This is a genomic window from Leifsonia sp. Leaf336, from assembly GCF_001423695.1.
Taxonomy (GTDB): Bacteria; Actinomycetota; Actinomycetes; order Actinomycetales; family Microbacteriaceae; genus Leifsonia.
This window is the reverse complement of the sequence record NZ_LMOZ01000003.1, coordinates 845,895-862,761: the sequence shown is the minus strand read 5'-3', so window position 1 is coordinate 862,761 and position 16,867 is coordinate 845,895. Positions and strand designations below refer to the sequence as shown.

The following is a 16,867-nucleotide window of genomic DNA, read 5'->3' as shown; positions in this document are numbered from 1 at the left end:
CGCGGCCCTTACTTCGCCTTGTAGGCGTCGACGAGGGACCCGAGCCGCGAGTCCGCGCCGAGCACGATGCCGTGCACGTTCTGCGCAGTCCCGAGGATCGTCGTCAGCTCGACGACGGGGATGTAGTAGGCCAGGTCGACGATGCGCTGCCCGGCCTTCTGGGCGATGGCGTTCCGCTTGTCCTGATCAGGGGTGGCGAGTTGGTCCAGCAGCAGCTGGTTGAGCTGCGGATCCGTGTAGCCCTTGACCGTGTTCGACGGGAGGGTGCTCAGGAACTGCGTACGCAGCACGTCCCCGTCCGCGCGGGACAGGTTGCCGTACGCGAGGTCGAACGCGCCGGCGCTCGACTGGGCGAGGTACTGCGGGACCGTTCCGGTCCACACGGTGACCTCGATGCCGAGCTGCTTCAGCTGCTGCTGGATGAGTTCGACGATGGACTGGTTCGGATTGAAGTTGGCGATGTATCCGAGTTTGAGGCTGAGGCGCTTGCCGTCCTTCTCCCGGATGCCATCCGCTCCCTTCTTCCAGCCGTCGTCGTCGAGCAGCTTCGCCGATGCTTTGGGGTCGCTGGTCAGCTGCTTGCTCAGGTCGACCCAGCCGGGCGTGTTGGCCGCGAGCACGCTCGACGCCACCTTGAAGTCGGAGGTCAGCGCCGACTGCTGGATCGCAGTGCGGTCGATCGCGGTCAGCAACGCCGTGCGGACCTTCTCGTCGCTCAGGATCGTGCCCGGCTTGGTATAGGTGGTGAGGCCGAACGCGATACCGGGGTTCGGGCGGATGACGAGACCGGTCTTGCCGGTCTTGAGCGTGGCGATGTCCTGCGGCAGCACACCGCCGACCGCGTCGAACTGCTTCGAGGTGAGACCGCCCGTGCGGACGCCGGCTTCGGGGACGATCTTGAACGTGACCGTGTCGAGGTGAGCGGCCGCGCGGTTGCCGTAGTCCTCCGGAGCCCAGTCGTAGCCGGAGCGCTTCTTCAGCACCACGGAGGTGTTCTTGGTGTAGCTCTCGAGAGTGAACGGACCGGTCCCGCTGAGGCCAGCGCCGGTGGCTCGGTCGTCGAAGGGGATCGCCAACGACTTCGGCGACAGCAGCGCGAGTGCAACGGTGGACGCAGCCTGCGGGAACGCGCCGTTGGGCTTGCTGAAGGACACCGTCGCGGTGGAGTCGTTGACCACAGTGGTGCCGGCGTAGTTGGGCAATGCGGTGACCGCGTTCACCGCCTTCGTCGCGTTCGCCACGATGTCGTCGAAGTTCGCTTTCACCACGGAGGCGGTCAGAGGGGTGCCATCCGAGAAGGTGACGCCCGGTCGCAGCGTGAACGTGAACTGCGTCGCGTCGGCGTTGGCCTGCCACTTGGTCGCGAGCCCGGGGATGATCTTGCCGGTCTTCGGGTCCTGCTCGGTCAGCGACTCGAAAAGCTGGCGCTCCACATACAGGGTGTCGTTGCCGCTGCCGAGCGCCGTCGGGTTGAGAGTGATCGGGTCGTTGGCCAGAGCGAACGTCAGGTCGCCTCCCTCGACGGGCTTCGCCGATGCGGTGCTCGCGGAACCCGCCGCATTCGCGGCGCACGCGCTGAGGACGAGGGCGGCCGCCGCGGCGGTTGCGATTCCGGCGGTGATGCGCCGGATCCGTGGACTGGTCATGCTGTTCTCCTTGGGGTGAGGGGTGCGCCGCGGCCGGGGATGGCCTCCAGCAGGTCGCGGGTGTACGGGTGGTCGGGGCTGTCGAACACATCGGCGACGGTTCCCGTCTCCACGACGCGGCCCTCACGGAGGACAGCGACGTCGTCGGAGACCTGACGGACGACAGCGAGATCGTGGCTGATGAAGAGGTAGGCGACACCGAGCTCGGCCTGGAGCGATGCGAGCAGCTCCAAGACCTGCGCTTGCACCCGCACATCGAGCGCGGACACCGGCTCGTCCAGCACGACCAGGTCGGGGCGGATGGCGAGCGCACGCGCGATGGCGACGCGCTGGCGCTGGCCTCCCGACAGCTCGGACGGCCGGCGCTCCGCGGCGTCCGACGGCAGGCCGACCTGGTCGAGCAGCAGCCGTGCGCGCGCGGCCCGTTCCTGGCGTGTCCCGATGCCGTGCGAGCGCAGCGGCTCGGCGACCAGGTCGGCGATGCGGAACCGCGGGTTCAGCGAGGCGTAGGGGTTCTGATGGACGACCTGGATGCGACGGCGCAACCTGCGTAGCGTGGTTCCGCGGGCGGCGGTGATGTCCTCCCCGTCGAAGACGATACGGCCGGCGGTCGGGTCGTCCAGCCGGAGCACCAGCCGCGAGGTCGTCGTCTTGCCCGAACCGGACTCGCCGACCAGGGCGAGGGTCCGGCCATGGTCGATGGTGAGGCTCACCCCGTCAACGGCCCGGTTCTCGCCGAAGTCCTTGACCAAGCCGGTCGCGATGAGCAGGGGCTCGGACGGCGTCGGCGCCTCTGAAGGTTCCCGCCGTTCGGCGCGGGCGCGGGTCAGGAACGTGCCACCTGAGGTGTTCAGGCTCGGCGCCGCGGCCAACAGTGCACGTGTGTACGGATGCTGCGGCGAGCCGAGCACCCGGTCGGGGGTCCCGGACTCGACCAGTCTCCCGCCGGACAGCACGAGGATGCGGTCGGCGCGGCCAGCGGCGATCCCGAGGTCGTGCGTGATGAGCAGGGTGGACGCGCCGAGATCGTCGGTCAGTTCGTCCAGATGGTCGAGGATTAGCCGCTGCACGGTCACGTCGAGTGCGCTCGTCGGCTCGTCAGCGATCACCAGTTCCGGCCGCGCGGCCAGCGCGATGGCGATCAGGACCCGCTGGCGCTGCCCTCCCGAGAGCTGGTGCGGATATTGCACCGCACGCTCCGACGGCCGGTCGATGCCGGCCCGCTCCAGCGCCTCGACCGCGTGCTCGTGCGCGGCTTGCCGGTCCGCGAGCCGGTGGATGCTGAGGACCTCCGCCACCTGCTGCCCGATAGTCTTGACCGGGTTGAGCGAAACGGTCGGATCCTGCGGGACATAGCCGATCCGCCGCCCGAGCAGCCCACGGAAGGAACGCTCACCGAGCGAGGAGACCTCATCCCCCGCGAAGCGGATGGCGCCGGAGACGGTGGCGTTCGCCGCGAGCAGCCGGACGATCGCGGCAGCGGTCGTGGACTTGCCCGAACCGGACTCGCCGACCACGGCGACTCGTTCGCCGGCCGCGACCTCGAAGCCGATGCCGTGGACGGCCTCCACGTCGCGCCCGGCGGAGCGGTAGCGGACACGGAGGTCGGCGACCTCAAGCAACGCACTCATCGCGGGCCCTCCGCGGTGAACGCGCGCGACAGGCGGTTGCCGGCGAGCACGGTGAGAGCGATGACCAGCCCAGGGAGAGTGGTCATCCACCACGCTGTCGCGAGGAAATCACGCCCGCCGGCGACCAGGGCGCCCCACTCCGGCGTCGGCGGTTGGGCGCCGTAGCCGAGGAAACTGAGCGCCGAGATCGCCAGGATCGCGGCGGAGAAGTCGAGGGCGACGAGCGCGAGCAGCGGTGCGATCGAGTTCGGCAGCACGTGCCGCAGCAGAACCCGGATGGGGCGAGCGCCGCCGGCGACGGCCGCCTCGACGAACACGCTGTTCCGCACCTTCAGCACTTCGGATCGCAGCACCCGAGCGTTGGAGGCGATCGAGGTGACACCGACCGCGATCGCGACGTTCACCGTCCCGAACCCCAGCGCGACCACGAAGGCCAGCGACAGCAGGAGGCCCGGAATCGCCAGCAGCACATCGGCGAACCGCATCAGCACCGCATCGACCCATCCCCCGCGATACCCCGCGAGCAGTCCGATCAGCGTGCCCACGATCACGCCGACGAGCACGGCGATCGCGGCGGCGCCGAGCGACAGGCCCGCTCCGTGGACGACCCGGGAGAACAGATCGCGGCCGATGGCGTCAGTGCCGAAAAGATGAGCGGCCGACGGCGGCTGCCGGATCGCGCTGGACACCGCCAGCGGATCGGTCGCGGTGAAGAGCGTGGGAGCCAGGGCGGCGAGTAGGAGGACGGCGATCCAGACGGCGCTCACCGCGACCCCGGGCCGGCTGCGCAGCCCAGAGAGCGCGGCGGCCAGGCGGGATCGCCTGAACCCGGAAGCCCCGGTGCTCTCACCCAGGAGAGGCTCTCTGCTCGCCGAGGTGGTGGGCGTCTGGGAAACCTGCTTCAGCTCGGCCACGACGGTCTCGGTCATGCGGTCACTGCTTTCAGCGGTGCCCGCCGCGCGGCGCGGGGAGTGACGATCCGCGGGTCGAGCAGCGGGTAGAGGAGGTCGACGGCCAGATTGACCGTCACGAATACGAGTGCGCCGAACACGACGGTGCCCTGCACCACCGGGATGTCCTGAGCCGCGACGGCGTCCGCTGTCAGCCGTCCGACGCCGGTGCGGCCGAAGACCGTCTCCGTCACCACCGAGCCCGCGAGCAACTGCCCGACAAGGAGCCCGGAGATCGTGAGCGCGGGGAGCGCGGCATTGCGGAACGCGTGCCGCAGCTGCACCCGGGTCGCCGACGCGCCCTTGGCCCGAGCGGTGTCCGCATACGGCTGCCGCAGCTCCCGCTCCAGTCCCTGCGCGAGCAGCTGAGCGATGAGCGCACTGGTCGGGACCGCCAGCGTGATGGCCGGCAGGACGGCGCTGATGACACCGTCGTTTCCCGTCGCCGGGAAGATCGGCAGCTGGAATGAGAAGAACTGGATCAGCAGCAGACCGAGCCAGAAGGACGGGATGGCAACACCTAACGGCGGCAACGACAGCAGGAATCCGCGGAGCCCGTTCGAACGCGACCGTGTCGCAGCGAGCGCGACGCCGGTGCCCGCGACCAACGCGAACAGGATCCCTAGACCGGCGATCTCCAGCGTGGCCGGCACGCTCTCAGCGATCAGCTCGGACACCGGGCGCCCGGAGACGAACGATCGGCCGAAGTCGCCGGAGGCAGCGTGCAGCGCTGCGGTGCCGAGGCGGACGAGCACCGGCTGGTCGAGCCCCCACTCGGTGCGGATGGCCGCCAGCTGTTCGGCGCTCAGGTCGCTGGACTGGCCGCCGGTGATGCTGGCCAGGGCATCACCGGGGAGCGCCCAGAGCACCAGATAGCTCACGACGTAGGCGACCACCAGGACGAACACGGCCTGGCCGAGCCTCCGGAGGATGTATCTGCTCACGCGCCGCGTTCCTTTCTCTCGTGGCGGACACCTCATTCGGTCAGGATTCGCACGCCCGGACCAGCACGGATGACGGACTGTGTCGGGGGTTACAGTCCGTTTCGATGAAGGTGGATTTCACGCCGGCCCACCGCTATCCCGCGCTCGTGCATCGCCTCCGGGCGCCTCGATCGCTCGGACGTTACGGACCTTGACGTCGACGGTGGATGCGCCCGCTGCGTGCCGCGTACGGTGCCGCCCATGAACGCGATCGACAGCACCCAGAGCCTCGAGCTGTTCCGGGAGACAACGGCAGTCGCAGGCGAAAACAACCTCGAACACGCCCGCGACGAGTTCCGTCGCGCCGCCGAAGAACTGGAGTCGGCACGCGAGCATCTGATGGAGGCCTACCGGAGCGCGGGAACACGCCGATGACCGGTTCCCGCCCCCACACGCAGCCCGACACGTCCATGGATCGTATCGATCCCCACCGGCAGAGACTCGACGAGGCAGAGTCCGCAGCGGAAGTGCTCCTGCGCTGCGATCTCGGTGACAGATCTGCACCCGTTGCCGCGGCCTTGCGGCGCAACGTCCGTGCGCTGTTGAACTCGATCCGAGCAGTCGAGCTCTCGCCAAGCGTGCCCTCGCTCTCCGTCCTGGAATTCGAACGACGGCTGGTCGCGATGGAGCGTCTTGCTTTCGCGGGCGCACCAATGGTCGACCTGCTTCGGTGGCCGCGAACGCTGCCCGGACGACTCGACCTCGCGTGCCGGCTCAACCCGGACGAGATCGCGGCGCTCGATGAAGGGCGTGTGCTCACCGTCCTCCGCGACCTGCGACGATGGAACCGGTATCTCGGCTGGAGCCCAGCCGCAGCTGTTCTCGAAGGGAGCTCCCGGTGACCGCTGCCCACCCGTCATCGACCGTTCGCATCCGCGGTGCGCTCGTGAACGAGTATCCGGCGATCGGGGCGCTCACCCATGCGGCCTACACGCACGACTATGGGGATCTGCCGGCGCACTACCGAGAGGAGCTGAAGCACCCGGAGGCGCTACTCGACGCGTTCGACTTCTTCGTGGCGGAGGACGAGAGCAGCGGGGAGCTCGTCGGGACCATCGCGCTCCTTCGGCCCGGTCTCGATCAGGACGGCCGGATCGGGTCGGACGAGCTCTGCTTCCGGCTGCTGGCCACTCATCCGTCGGCACGAGGCCGTGGCATCGGGGCGGAGTTGACGCGGTTCGCCGTCGACCAGGCGAGAGGGCGCGGCCAGCGCGCGGTGGTGCTGAACAGCGGTCCGGACATGGTGGGAGCCCACGCGCTCTACCGGAAGCTCGGCTTCACCCGACGTGCAGAACGAGAAGACACGATCGTCCTGCCGGATGGGCGCACGCTCCAACTGCTGACTTTCGTCCTCGACCTTCCGCACTGAACCGCCCGGAAGGCCGAGGAGACATCAAGCCGTCCGCCTCGCGAGCGCCGCGGAGTCGAACGGACGCAGCCCCAGGTTCTCACGCAGTGTGTTCCCCTCGTAGCCGGTCGGGTAGACCCCGCGTTCTTGCAGCTCCGGGACCAGCCGGTCGACGATGTCATCCAGACCGGACGGCACCAGCCACGGTGTGATGTTGAAGCCGTCGACCACCCGGGCATCGGCGTAGCGCTGCAGTGTCGCAGCCACTGACGATGGGCTGCCGACGAAACCGCGCCCGGAGTTGAGGCGGATAACGAGCTCGCGGATGGAGAGCCCCTCCGCCTCCGCGCGCTCCCGCCAGGCGTCGGCCGTGGTCTTGGCCTGCGCCGCGCGGAACCCGGCCCCGCGAGTCTCGCCGGTGACGTCCTGCACCGGGTCGATGTCGGGCAGCGGGCCGTCCGGGTCGTAGGTGCTGAGGTCGGTGCCCCAGATGTTCTCGATGAAGGCGATCGCGGTCTGCGGGGTGACCTGCTTGCGGCGCACCCACCGAGCCTTCTCCTCGGCTTCCGCGTCGGTGTCGGCGAGGATGAATTCCTGGCCGGGGAAGATCTTCACGTCGTCAGCAGGGCGCCCAGCCTTCAGGGTGCGCTGCCGGATGTCCGCTGCGAAGTTCTGCGCGTCGTCGAACGCGCTGTGGGCCGAGAAGATGACGTCGGCCTGGCGGGCGGCGAAGTCGCGGCCCTCGGGCGAGTCGCCGGCCTGGAACAGCATCGGGCGACCTTGCGGGCTCTGCGGGAGACGGCTGAGCCCGCGCGCACGATAGTGCCCGGTGTCCACCTCGACCGTCGGCCCCTGCGCCCCGGTGCTCCATGAGTCCGCGTCCGGAGAGTCCGCGATGTCGGCGTCCCAGGCGGCCCAGAGCTCCTTGGCGGCGACCACGACCGCCTCCGCGTGCCGGTAGCGGTCGGCGTGGTCGAGGTAGCCGCCGCGCCGGAAGTTCTCGCCCGTCCAGGCGTTGTCCGTCGTCACGACGTTCCAGGCGGCTCGGCCGCCCGAGAGCAGGTCGAGACTGGCGAACCGGTGGGCGAGATCCAGCGGGTCGTTGTAGGTCGTGTTCTGCGTCGCGACCAGTCCGATCCGGGACGTGACGGCGGCGAGCGCCGCCAGCTGCGTCTGCGCGTCCGGCCGTCCCGCCACGTCGAGCTGGTGGAGGCGGCCGAGGTGCTCGCGCAGTCGCAGCCCCTCGCCGAGGAAGAACGCGGAGAACAGGCCGCGCTCGGCCGTCTGCGCCAGGCGGCGGAAGCTCTCGAAGTCGATCTGGGAGCCGCTCTCCGACTCGGTCCACACGGTCGAGAAGTTGACGCCCTGGAAGAAGACGCCGAAGCGGAGGACGGTCGGTGCGGTCATGCGGACTCCTGGTAGCGGTTGACGGCGTCGGGCAGGCCCAGCGTCGCGCGGAGGGTGTCGCCGGGTCGCGGGACGGCGAGCGGGATGCGGTCGCGGAGCTGCGGCGCGACCGCGAACGCGAACTCGGCGAGGTCGAGGTCGAGCACGGCCGGGTGGAGGCGGACGCCATCGATGACGGACTCGAAAGAGGCGATCAGGTCGACGAGTCCGTCGGCCGGGCCCGTGTAGCGGGCGCGGCGTGTGGGCCAGGGTGTCCGGGCATCGAGTTCGGTGACCCGGTCGGCCGCCGGAACGCCGGCGGCATCGAGCACGAACTCGAGGTCGAGGATCGCGAGCACGCCCGTGGCCCGGAGTTCTGCCGCGGTGTCGGCCGCGCGCGCGTGCAGCTGCACCGCGCTCCCCGGCCGCACATCGAAGAAGGCCGCATCCAGTTCGGCGGTCCCGGCGAGGGCCGCAGAACCGAAGACCGGCAGGGCACCCTGCGGAGGCCTCGGCACGATCGACGGCCCCACGACGGAGTAGTCGTCGCCGGTGAAGCCGATGTGGTGCAGCCGGTCGCGGTCAATGTACCGCCCGGTCGCCACGTCGCGGATCACCGCGTCGTCCTCCCAGGAGTCCCAGAGCCGGCGCGCCACCTCCACCGCATCCTCAGGCCGCCCCGGCTGTCCGCCGCGCCCGTAGAGCGCAGCCGTGTCGGGGTCGTCCGCCACTGTCGCGGTCCAGCCGGCACGGCCGCGCGATGCGAAGTCGAGCGACGCGACCTGGGTGGCGACGTGGAACGGCTCGGTGTAGACCGTGCCCGCTTCTGGCACCAACCCGATCGCGCTGGTCAGCGGGGCGACGAACGCCGCCCGCTGAATCGCGTCCAGCCGGGCCGAGATGCCATCGGGATCGGCCGGCGGCAGAGCCGAATCGGCGAAGGTCGCGAAGGCGAACCCCGCGCGTTCGGCCTCCTGCGCGCGCTCGGCGTGCACCCGGCCGCCGAGCAGCTCGGCCGGGCTGTGCGAGGACGCCCGCCAGGCAGCCGGGTGCGCTCCGTCGCCGTCGAGCTCGACGCCGAGGACGAGTGGCCGCTCCGGGCGGCTCACCGGGCGCTCCGCTCGTGCGGGATCTGCTCCCCGGCCTCCACCGGGAACGGCAGCCGGTTGCCGGCCGGCGGCAGCGGGCAGGTGGCGAAATCGGTGTACGCGCACGGGAGGTTGACCGCACGGTTGAAGTCGATGATCACCGACCCGTCACCACTGGGCGCGCCGACGGCCAGCGACCGGTTGGCCGCGTAGGTGGTGACACCGCTGGTCTCGTCGGTGAACAGGATGAACAGCGACCCGGGGGTGTGCCCGTTGAAGGCGGTCAGCCGGTGGACCGCGCCGTCGCGCGAGAACTCCACCTCCCCTGGGGCGGCGTAGACGTGCTGGAGGCCCTCGGCGACCGAGCCGACCGTCACCTCGACCGGCTGGTCGAACGGGACGAACCGGCCCTCGACCGCCCACGCACCGTCCGGGGCGTAGGTGGGGGTTCCGCGGTACCCGGAGCGGGTGGGGTGACCGGGATGCCGCGGACGGAGCAGGTCGGACCCGCCGCGTTTCGCGATCTCGATCACCACGTCGCCGAAGGCGGCGATGCGGCCACCGCGCTCCGGGATGGCGCCGAAGGCGACACGGCCGGTGACCGTGTCGCCGTCGACGAGCAGTGCCTCACCATCGCCGAGCTCCACGACCGGACCGTCTTCGGAGCTCCACCAGCGTCCCGGGATGCCGTCGTAGGCCGTCGGATCGGCGGTCAGCCAGTGCAGCGCGGTGATGGCGAGGAAGCCGTGTGCAGAAGCACGGTCCTCTTCGTGGGCCTGGTGCCAGGCGCTCCACGCCGATTCGAAAGCGGTTGTCGTGGTCTCTGATGCGATGGTCATGACGTCATCTCACTGGTTGCTGAGCGGAAGCCCAGGCGGATTGATCTCGGACTTCGGCAGGCCCTCGTTGGTGAGGTTGTACGCCTTCAGCCACTTCGCGTACTGACCGTGGTCGATCAGGTAGTTGATGGCGTCGGCGATCGGCTTGTCGAGGCCGCTGCCCTTCTTCACGGTCGCGGCGATCAGGCCCTGGATGGTGGCGCCCGCGCCCGAGTACGTGCCGGCGGTGCGGGTCGGGTTGGCCGACGACGCGCTCTGCGTGTTCTGGTAGGCGGCGCCCGGGTTCGGCCCGAAGTTGGCGTCGATCTTGCCGGAGTTCAGCGCGAGATACGTGGAGTTGCTGTCCGGGTAGTACTTGATCGTCAGCGTCTTGCCCTCGGACTCGAGCTTGGACTTCCACTCGAGCAGGATCTTCTCCTGGTTCGTGCCGGAACCGACGGCGACCGTCTTCCCCGCGAGGTTCTCGTAGTCGTTGTCGAACTCCCAGGTGCTCTTCTTCAGGACGGTGAAGGCGAGCTCGTCCTTGCGGTACGAGGCGAAGTCGTACTTCTCCTTGCGCTGCTCGGTGTCGGTGATGTTCGAGAAGCCGACATCGGTCGCGCCCGTGTCGATGCCGACGAAGAGGTTGTCCCAGGTCGCGTTCTTGACCTCGGGCTTCAGGCCGAGCACCGCAGCGACCAGGCGGCCGAGGTCCGGCTCGGAGCCGGTGAGGGTCTTCTGGTCGTCGCCGGTGAATGCGAGGGGCGGGAAGCCGGCCGGCAGCGCACCGACGCCGATGACGAGCTTGCCGCTCGACTTCACCGCGTCCGGCAGCTCGTCCGCGATCGACGCGACCTTGTCGACCTGGATGGTGGTCTGGGTGCCGGCTCCGTTGGTGTGGGCTGCGACGATGACGCCGCCCTTCGAGGTTCCGTCGTTCTCAGCTGACGCCTGTCCGGAGCAGGCCGCGAGAGAGACGACGAGGGCGGCCGACACGAGGGCGGCCCCGGCGACGCCGAAGCGTCCGACGCCGAAGCGTCTAGGTGGGGTGATTCGGGGGGACATGGGTTCTCCTTGGTGAGGGGTGGGTGTGGGTGGTGCGTTCAGAGCACGCGGCTCAGGAACTCTCGGGTGCGCGTTTCGCGCGGGTGATCGAGCACGTCGGACGGCCGACCCTGTTCGACGACCACCCCGTCGTCGAGGAAGACCACGCGGTCGGCGACTTCGCGGGCGAAGCCGATCTCGTGCGTGACGACGACGAGGGTGACGCCTTTGCCGGCGAGCGAGCGGATCACGGCCAGGACCTCGCCGACCAGCTCGGGGTCGAGAGCGGAGGTCGGCTCGTCGAACAGCAGAACCTCCGGCTCCAGGGCGAGCGCGCGGGCGATGGCTACGCGCTGCTGCTGACCTCCGGAGAGCTGGCGGGGGTACGAGGCCTCCTTGTCGGACAGCCCGACCCGCTCCAGCAGCGTCCGCGCCTGCTCTCGGGCGGTCGCAGGGGGCGTGCCCAACGCGATCGGCGCCTCCGACACGTTCTCGAGGATCGTCAGATGCGGGAACAGGTTGAAGTTCTGGAAGACGAACCCGATCCGGGCGCGCTGGCGGAGGATCTCCCGCTCGCTGAGCTCTTTCAGCCGGCCGTGGTGCACGCGGACGCCGATCAGCTCGTCACCGACGACGACGTAGCCCTCGTCGAGCGGTTCGAGATGATTGATGGCGCGCAACAGGGTGGACTTCCCCGAGCCGGACGGGCCGAGGATGACAGTGACGGTGCCGGCCTCGATCGTCAGATCGACCCCGCGGAGCACCGGCCGGTCGCCGAACGACTTCGTCGCGTTCGCGATCTCGATCCCGGCGCTCATACGGCACCGTCCAGGCGGTTGTTCGCCCAGCCGCGTAGACGCTGGAACGGTGTCGGCGGGAGTGTCCTCACCGCGCCGCGCGCGTAGTAGCGCTCGACGTAGTACTGGATCACCGAGACGACGCTGGTGAGTATCAGGTACCAGATCGTGGCGACCACCAGAAGCGGGATGATGTCGGTCGGGTAGGTGCTTCCGAGGTTCTGCACGACGCCGAAGAGGTCGAGAAGCGACACGTAGAACAGCAGCGAACTGGCCTTCAGCAGGCCGATGATCTGGTTGACGTAGGCCGGCACGATGGAACGCAGTGCCTGCGGCAACACGATCCGGCGGAACTGGCGCCCGCGCGGCAGCCCGAGCGACTTCGCCGCCTCGTGCTGGCCCTGGTCGACCGAGAGGATGCCGGCCCGCACGATCTCGGAGCTGTACGCGATCTCGCTCAAGCTCAGTCCGATGACTCCGAGCGTCAGGTCAGAGAGCACAGACACCGTCTTGACCTCCAACTGCGGCCCGAAAGGGATGCCGATCCCGATCGTCGGGTACAGGTTGCCGAGGTTGTAGAGGAAGATCAGCACGAGGATCAACGGCACGGAGCGGAACAGCCAGACGTACATCCAGCTCACCGAGCTGAGCACGGGGTTCGCCGACAGGCGGCCGAGCGCCACCACGATGCCGCCCACGAACGACACGACCGCGGAGATAGCGGTGGCCGCCAGGGTCAGCTGCAAACCCGTAAGGATGGCCGGGCTGAACAGCCACTTGCCCACCGTCGCCCACTCCCACGACGGGTTCGTGAACAGCGTCTGCCCGAAGTTCAGCAGCAGCACGAGAACCAGTGCCGCCGCGATCCACCGGCCCGGGTGACGCAGCGGGAGGACCCGGCGCTCGGCGAGGCGACGCAGATCGATGCCGTCCGGCAGCGGGCTGGTGGGCGCCGGAGTGGCGACGGCAGCCGACTCGACTGCGGGACTGACCGCGCTCATCGCTCACCTCCCACGGACTTCTGGAAAGGGTGGATTCCGACCACTTCGGGAGCAAGCTCCGTATCGAACAGCGGGCTGTAGCCGGTGGCGAGGTACAGCGCCTTCGCCTCCGGCTGCCGGGGACCGGTCGTCAGGTAGATACGGGTGTACCCCTGACGGACGGCTTCGGCTTCGAGCTCCTCGACGACCCGGCGAGCCAGGCCCTGGCGGCGGTGGGCGGAACTCGTCCAGATGCGCTTGAGCTCCGCGGTCTCCGGGTCGAGGCGCTTGAAGGCCCCTCCGGCGATGGGGACGCCACCGCGCAGCAGCACGACGAATGCGCCCCCATGGGACGCGGAGAAGAGCTCGGCGGGGTACCGATTCAGTTCGGTGGAGGCCCGCTCCCCGAAGAAATCGCCGTAGCGGGTGTCGTACTCGAGCTCCAGCTCGTCCAGCAGCGGACGGGCCAACCCGTCTGTCGCCAGGACATAGCGGAACTCGTCAGCGTCGACGTTCGTGACAGTCACCATGCCTCCTTTTCGCAGGGTGTGGGCGGATGTTGCGGACGACCGTACGGCGCATCACGCCCGGCCCGACAACCCCGATTACGGATTGCGTCGGGCGCCGAAACAGTCCGTCACGGTCGTTTGCTGCGGGGTAGCCGGCGGGGGCAGGGTGACCCGATGCTCCCCCGTTCGGAACGCTCAACGCACGCCACCGTCGTCGTCATCGGCGCCGGCCCGCGCGCCATCGGCTGGCTGGAGCGCTTCGCAGCGGCACGCTCCGTTGCGGCCGAACGACCTCGGGTCGTGGTGCAGCTGATCGACCCGTTCCCGGCGGGACCCGGCCGGATCTGGCGACGCGAGCAGTCTCCCCTGCTCAAGCTGAATTCGATGGCAGAGGACGTCACCATGTTCACCGACGACTCGTGTTCGCTCGAGGGACCTGTCCGCCCGGGGCCGTCGCTACTGGAGTGGGTCGAAGCCGTGCGCGACGGGCGGATCGTCGACGTGGAGGTGGATCCGCACGTCGCCGACGAATTGACCCGGCTGCGCCGTGGCGACTTCCCGACCCGACGCCTCCACGCCCACTATCTGGACTGGTTCCTCCGCCGTGCGATCGCCGACCTGGACGACCGTGCCGTCGTGGTCCGCCGCACGGATACCGTCGTCGCCGTCGAGCCGACCGACGGCCATGAACGCGTTCGTCTCGCCGGAGGCGACGAGCTCATCGCCGATGCCCTCGTCTATGCGATCGGCCACACCGGAAGCGAGCCAGACGGGGAGACCGCCGAACTTGTCCAATTCGCCCACCGACACGGCCTGCGCTACCAGCCTCCCGCCTTCACCGCGGACGCGGACCTCTCCGCGTTCGGACCTCAGGATGTCGTCGCCGTCCGTGGGATGGGTCTCGCTGCCATCGACCTGATCGTGTTGCTCACCGAGGGCCGGGGTGGACGCTTCCTGCGCAGAGGCGATTCGTTGCGGTACGTTCCGAGCGGGCGCGAGCCGAAGCTTCTGATCGGGTCGCGGCGCGGCGTCCCGTACCGTGCGAAGATCTCCTCGACCCTCACCGGAGAGGCGCCGTCGCTGCGCTACCTGACCCCCGAGATTCTCGCCCAGCTCACGAGCCGCGGGAACTCGCTCGACTTCCGCCGGGACGTGTGGCCCGTGGTCGAGCGTGAAATCCTGCACGGGTACTACCGCGAACTCTTCACCGGTCACCCGGAGCGCACCACCCGCGAGTGGACTGACTTCCTGGACGGTCTCGACGCCGTCGATCCGCACTCCGACGACTACCGGTCGCTGGTGGCGGATGCGATTCCCGACCCCGGGGACCGTCTGCTGCTCGACCTCTTCGACCGCCCGCTGACAGATGCGCGATTCCAGGATCGGGACGAACTGCAGCGGTGGGTCCGAGCTCACCTCGACGACGACCTCCACCGACGCACCGCCCCAGAGCACAGCGCCACCCTGGGCCTCTTCACCGCGCTTCTGCTTGCGATGTTCGCGCTCGCTCCCGTCAGCGCCTCCCCCGCCTGGACGGAGGAGTCGAGGGTCCGCGATCTCCACGGCTGGTGGCCGACCTACTTCAGCTATGTGGCCTCCGGACCGCCCGGACACCGCATCGCCGAACTCATCGCGCTCTCCGAGGCCGGCATCATCGAGTTCGCCGGCGCGAATATCAGCGTCGAGCCGGACGAACGGCAGGGTCGCTTCCTCGTCTCCAGCACATCGATCGACGGAAACGTCACCGTCGACGCTCTCATCGACGCATGGCTCCCCGCTGCGCACGCAGATCGCACCGACAACAGCGCACTGCGCGATCTCATCGTTTCGGGCTCCGGCTCCTTCCGTCAAGGGATGCTGCGCGTCGACCCGACGGACTCACGGATCATCGACCCTGCCGGCCGGCCGCATCCCCGGCGGTGGGCGATCGGTCCCTTCACGGACGCGCCGTTCGCCGGTGCGTTCTCCCGCCCGAACACGAATGCGCTCTCGTTCCGCGAGAACGATCGGACCGCGCACGCCGTCATGCAGCGGATCGAGCACGCTGCGGACCGTGTAGCGGATCCACAAACGCTCGCACTCAAGAGGGAACTGTTTTGACGTACAACGAGTATCTGCTCGAAGTCCGGGCCGGCATCGACCTCGATCGGCCACCCCGCATCGCATTCGACTCGGTGGTGGCGCCGTACCTGCTCTCCCAATGGTTCGCCGACCGCGCCAAGGTCGCGGCGCGCCGCGGCGGCAACTACGAGATCACCCGTCGCGACGAGTCGGCGGTCGGTCGCATTCTCGACCTCGTCCCCAATCGCCGGGTGTTGATCTCCTGGGATCCTGTCCAGGCGTCGCACATCGTCGTCCCCGGCTCGGAGCTGGAGTTCTTCGTCGAGCCGACCCCGACCGGATCCCGGATTCAGGCCGTGTGGTGGAAGATTCCGACCCCGCAGACAGAGCCTTTGACCCTCGACCTGACCCGACGGTTCGAGCGACTACGCGAAGCCGTGCACCGACTCCCTCAACCGCCCTCCGACTGAGGGGTGTCCCGCCCGAACCCGGCCGGCCGTGAGCACTGAGCTACGGCGTCGGCGGCGGGCTGAGAAGGTCGGCGTGATGGATGGCCGCCACGTTCGGGTGCGCGCGGAGCCGGTAGCGGAGAACGTTGTCCCCGTACGTCTCGAGGATCGGGTTGTCCGTTGGGTCGGCGGAGAGCCCGCGCGCCTCGGCCTTCAGCTCGGGCGGCAACTGCAGCCGTGGCACGGTCGAGTCCAGCGCCGGGTTGAAGAAGAAGGGGATGGAGATGCGGTCCGTTCCGAGCGCCGGGGACTCGACGCGGTGCAGGGTCGCCTTCAGGTAACCGTCGGTGGCCAGCTCGAGCATCTCGCCGATGTTGACGACGAACGCGCCGGGGATCGACGGTGCGTCGATCCACGCACCCTCGTGCTCCACCTGAAGACCGCCCTTGCCCGGCTCGACGAGCAGCAACGTCAGAACGCCGCCGTCACGGTGCGCGCCCACGCCTTGCTCCGCGACCTCGTCGCTCTTGCCCGGGTAGCGCACGATCTTGATCAGAGGGAACGGATGGTCGGCGAACGCGTCGTCGAACACATCGGCCGGGGAGCCCAGGGCCACCGCCCACGTGCGCAGGAGGCGGAGCGACAGCGCGCTGAGCTGCTCGCGCCACTCGGTCATCGCCGTCTCGAGTTCCGGGAGCGCAGCCGGCCACAGATTCGGGCCCTCGAGCCTCTGGAAGGCCGGACCGTCAGCCACCGTCTCACGCTCTTCCCCGATGTCGATCTGCTCGCGCCAGTCAACCGCCCCGTTGGTCAGCTCCTCACCGGTGCGGGTGTACCCACGGAACTGCGGGCTGCGCACGTTCTCGATCGCGAGCTTCTCCGCTTCGCGCAGGTCGAAGAACCGGCGCGAGACCTCCAGAACCTCGTCGATCAGCTCCTGCGGGATCCCGTGGCCGACCAGGTAGAAGAACCCCACGTCGTGGGTGACCTGCCGCAGGCTGTCGCGGAAGGCCGCCGCGGACTCATCGCCCTGGTCGAGTTCGGAGATGTCGAGGATGGGAAGTGCGTCGAGAGGCATGGCTCTATCGTCGCAGGCGGCGAGGACGACTTTGGCTGTATTACCGAGCCTCGGAGGGCGCTCATCGATCGGTTGAGCCGCGATCGGACTTCCGGCCCG

General features: G+C 69.1%; 17 protein-coding genes. 5 read left to right on the top strand and 12 right to left on the bottom strand.

From position 1 onward, the window contains the following. Positions 1 to 8: 8 nt before the first annotated feature. The 4 genes from ASF88_RS19515 to ASF88_RS19500 are packed head-to-tail and all read right to left on the bottom strand — an operon-like array spanning position 9 to position 5,171. Positions 9 to 1,646 (bottom strand): ABC transporter substrate-binding protein, encoded by a 1,638-nt coding sequence (locus ASF88_RS19515; RefSeq protein ID WP_055922806.1) that lies wholly within the window; start codon positions 1,644 to 1,646, stop codon positions 9 to 11. Beyond that, a complete protein-coding gene (locus ASF88_RS19510) occupies positions 1,643 to 3,277 on the bottom strand; it encodes a dipeptide ABC transporter ATP-binding protein (RefSeq protein WP_055922803.1) in 1,635 nt (544 codons plus the stop codon). The genes ASF88_RS19515 and ASF88_RS19510 overlap by 4 nt, the downstream gene beginning before the upstream one ends. After that, the gene (locus tag ASF88_RS19505) at positions 3,274 to 4,206 is read right to left on the bottom strand and encodes an ABC transporter permease (protein ID WP_082519080.1); all 933 of its coding nucleotides are present in this window, start codon (positions 4,204 to 4,206) and stop codon (positions 3,274 to 3,276) included. Before ASF88_RS19505 ends, ASF88_RS19510 begins: the two co-directional genes overlap by 4 nt. After that, positions 4,203 to 5,171 carry an ABC transporter permease gene (locus ASF88_RS19500; RefSeq protein WP_055922800.1) on the bottom strand — a complete coding sequence of 323 codons (969 nt, stop codon included), beginning with the start codon at positions 5,169 to 5,171 and terminating at the stop codon, positions 4,203 to 4,205. Before ASF88_RS19500 ends, ASF88_RS19505 begins: the two co-directional genes overlap by 4 nt. A gap of 240 nt (positions 5,172 to 5,411) precedes the next feature. Between ASF88_RS19500 and ASF88_RS20565 the strand changes: the two genes are divergently transcribed. Genes ASF88_RS20565 through ASF88_RS19490 form a run of 3 tightly spaced genes read left to right on the top strand, consistent with a single transcriptional unit; the run spans position 5,412 to position 6,579 of the window. Further along, positions 5,412 to 5,585 carry a hypothetical protein gene (locus ASF88_RS20565; RefSeq protein ID WP_157498441.1) on the top strand — a complete coding sequence of 58 codons (174 nt, stop codon included), beginning with the start codon at positions 5,412 to 5,414 and terminating at the stop codon, positions 5,583 to 5,585. Continuing rightward, on the top strand, positions 5,582 to 6,052 hold the full coding sequence (locus ASF88_RS20560; RefSeq protein ID WP_157498440.1) for a hypothetical protein: 471 nt from the start codon (positions 5,582 to 5,584) through the stop codon (positions 6,050 to 6,052). Before ASF88_RS20565 ends, ASF88_RS20560 begins: the two co-directional genes overlap by 4 nt. Continuing rightward, positions 6,049 to 6,579 carry a GNAT family N-acetyltransferase gene (locus ASF88_RS19490; RefSeq protein WP_055922795.1) on the top strand — a complete coding sequence of 177 codons (531 nt, stop codon included), beginning with the start codon at positions 6,049 to 6,051 and terminating at the stop codon, positions 6,577 to 6,579. Before ASF88_RS20560 ends, ASF88_RS19490 begins: the two co-directional genes overlap by 4 nt. 24 nt (positions 6,580 to 6,603) lie before the next feature. On the opposite strand, the gene ASF88_RS19485 is transcribed toward ASF88_RS19490, so the two are convergent. Genes ASF88_RS19485 through ASF88_RS19455 form a run of 7 tightly spaced genes read right to left on the bottom strand, consistent with a single transcriptional unit; the run spans position 6,604 to position 13,198 of the window. Further along, positions 6,604 to 7,965: an NtaA/DmoA family FMN-dependent monooxygenase gene (locus tag ASF88_RS19485; protein WP_055922792.1), complete on the bottom strand. Its 1,362-nt coding sequence runs from the start codon at positions 7,963 to 7,965 to the stop codon at positions 6,604 to 6,606. Next, positions 7,962 to 9,053 (bottom strand): LLM class flavin-dependent oxidoreductase, encoded by a 1,092-nt coding sequence (locus ASF88_RS19480; protein ID WP_055922789.1) that lies wholly within the window; start codon positions 9,051 to 9,053, stop codon positions 7,962 to 7,964. The genes ASF88_RS19485 and ASF88_RS19480 overlap by 4 nt, the downstream gene beginning before the upstream one ends. Further along, entirely contained in the window at positions 9,050 to 9,871 is an 822-nt protein-coding gene (locus tag ASF88_RS19475; RefSeq protein ID WP_055922786.1) for a DUF1684 domain-containing protein, read from the bottom strand. Before ASF88_RS19475 ends, ASF88_RS19480 begins: the two co-directional genes overlap by 4 nt. A gap of 9 nt (positions 9,872 to 9,880) precedes the next feature. Beyond that, entirely contained in the window at positions 9,881 to 10,915 is a 1,035-nt protein-coding gene (locus ASF88_RS19470; RefSeq protein ID WP_055922783.1) for a transporter substrate-binding domain-containing protein, read from the bottom strand. Positions 10,916 to 10,953: 38 nt separating this feature from the next. Continuing rightward, positions 10,954 to 11,712 (bottom strand): amino acid ABC transporter ATP-binding protein, encoded by a 759-nt coding sequence (locus tag ASF88_RS19465; protein WP_055922781.1) that lies wholly within the window; start codon positions 11,710 to 11,712, stop codon positions 10,954 to 10,956. Then, a complete protein-coding gene (locus ASF88_RS19460; RefSeq protein WP_055922778.1) occupies positions 11,709 to 12,692 on the bottom strand; it encodes an amino acid ABC transporter permease in 984 nt (327 codons plus the stop codon). Before ASF88_RS19460 ends, ASF88_RS19465 begins: the two co-directional genes overlap by 4 nt. Then, entirely contained in the window at positions 12,689 to 13,198 is a 510-nt protein-coding gene (locus ASF88_RS19455; RefSeq protein ID WP_442915040.1) for a GNAT family N-acetyltransferase, read from the bottom strand. Before ASF88_RS19455 ends, ASF88_RS19460 begins: the two co-directional genes overlap by 4 nt. Positions 13,199 to 13,354: 156 nt before the next feature. Between ASF88_RS19455 and ASF88_RS19450 the strand changes: the two genes are divergently transcribed. Continuing rightward, the gene (locus ASF88_RS19450; RefSeq protein WP_055922772.1) at positions 13,355 to 15,280 is read left to right on the top strand and encodes an FAD/NAD(P)-binding protein; all 1,926 of its coding nucleotides are present in this window, start codon (positions 13,355 to 13,357) and stop codon (positions 15,278 to 15,280) included. Beyond that, complete coding sequence (locus tag ASF88_RS19445; protein ID WP_055922769.1) at positions 15,277 to 15,711, top strand: SRPBCC domain-containing protein; 435 nt, start codon at positions 15,277 to 15,279, stop codon at positions 15,709 to 15,711. The genes ASF88_RS19450 and ASF88_RS19445 overlap by 4 nt, the downstream gene beginning before the upstream one ends. 40 nt (positions 15,712 to 15,751) lie before the next feature. Here the strand turns inward: ASF88_RS19445 and ASF88_RS19440 are convergent, their stop codons facing one another. After that, entirely contained in the window at positions 15,752 to 16,768 is a 1,017-nt protein-coding gene (locus tag ASF88_RS19440; RefSeq protein ID WP_055922766.1) for an isopenicillin N synthase family dioxygenase, read from the bottom strand. Between the last annotated feature and the right edge of the window lie 99 nt (positions 16,769 to 16,867).

Coding starts and splice junctions, on each gene's coding strand:
- ASF88_RS19515 (WP_055922806.1), bottom strand. CDS start 1,646: ATGACCAGTCCACGGATCCGGCGCATCACCGCCGGAATCGCAACCGCC.
- ASF88_RS19510 (WP_055922803.1), bottom strand. CDS start 3,277: ATGAGTGCGTTGCTTGAGGTCGCCGACCTCCGTGTCCGCTACCGCTCC.
- ASF88_RS19505 (WP_082519080.1), bottom strand. CDS start 4,206: ATGACCGAGACCGTCGTGGCCGAGCTGAAGCAGGTTTCCCAGACGCCC.
- ASF88_RS20565 (WP_157498441.1), top strand. CDS start 5,412: ATGAACGCGATCGACAGCACCCAGAGCCTCGAGCTGTTCCGGGAGACA.
- ASF88_RS20560 (WP_157498440.1), top strand. CDS start 5,582: ATGACCGGTTCCCGCCCCCACACGCAGCCCGACACGTCCATGGATCGT.
- ASF88_RS19485 (WP_055922792.1), bottom strand. CDS start 7,965: ATGACCGCACCGACCGTCCTCCGCTTCGGCGTCTTCTTCCAGGGCGTC.
- ASF88_RS19475 (WP_055922786.1), bottom strand. CDS start 9,871: ATGACCATCGCATCAGAGACCACGACAACCGCTTTCGAATCGGCGTGG.
- ASF88_RS19470 (WP_055922783.1), bottom strand. CDS start 10,915: ATGTCCCCCCGAATCACCCCACCTAGACGCTTCGGCGTCGGACGCTTC.
- ASF88_RS19465 (WP_055922781.1), bottom strand. CDS start 11,712: ATGAGCGCCGGGATCGAGATCGCGAACGCGACGAAGTCGTTCGGCGAC.
- ASF88_RS19460 (WP_055922778.1), bottom strand. CDS start 12,692: ATGAGCGCGGTCAGTCCCGCAGTCGAGTCGGCTGCCGTCGCCACTCCG.
- ASF88_RS19450 (WP_055922772.1), top strand. CDS start 13,355: ATGCTCCCCCGTTCGGAACGCTCAACGCACGCCACCGTCGTCGTCATC.
- ASF88_RS19440 (WP_055922766.1), bottom strand. CDS start 16,768: ATGCCTCTCGACGCACTTCCCATCCTCGACATCTCCGAACTCGACCAG.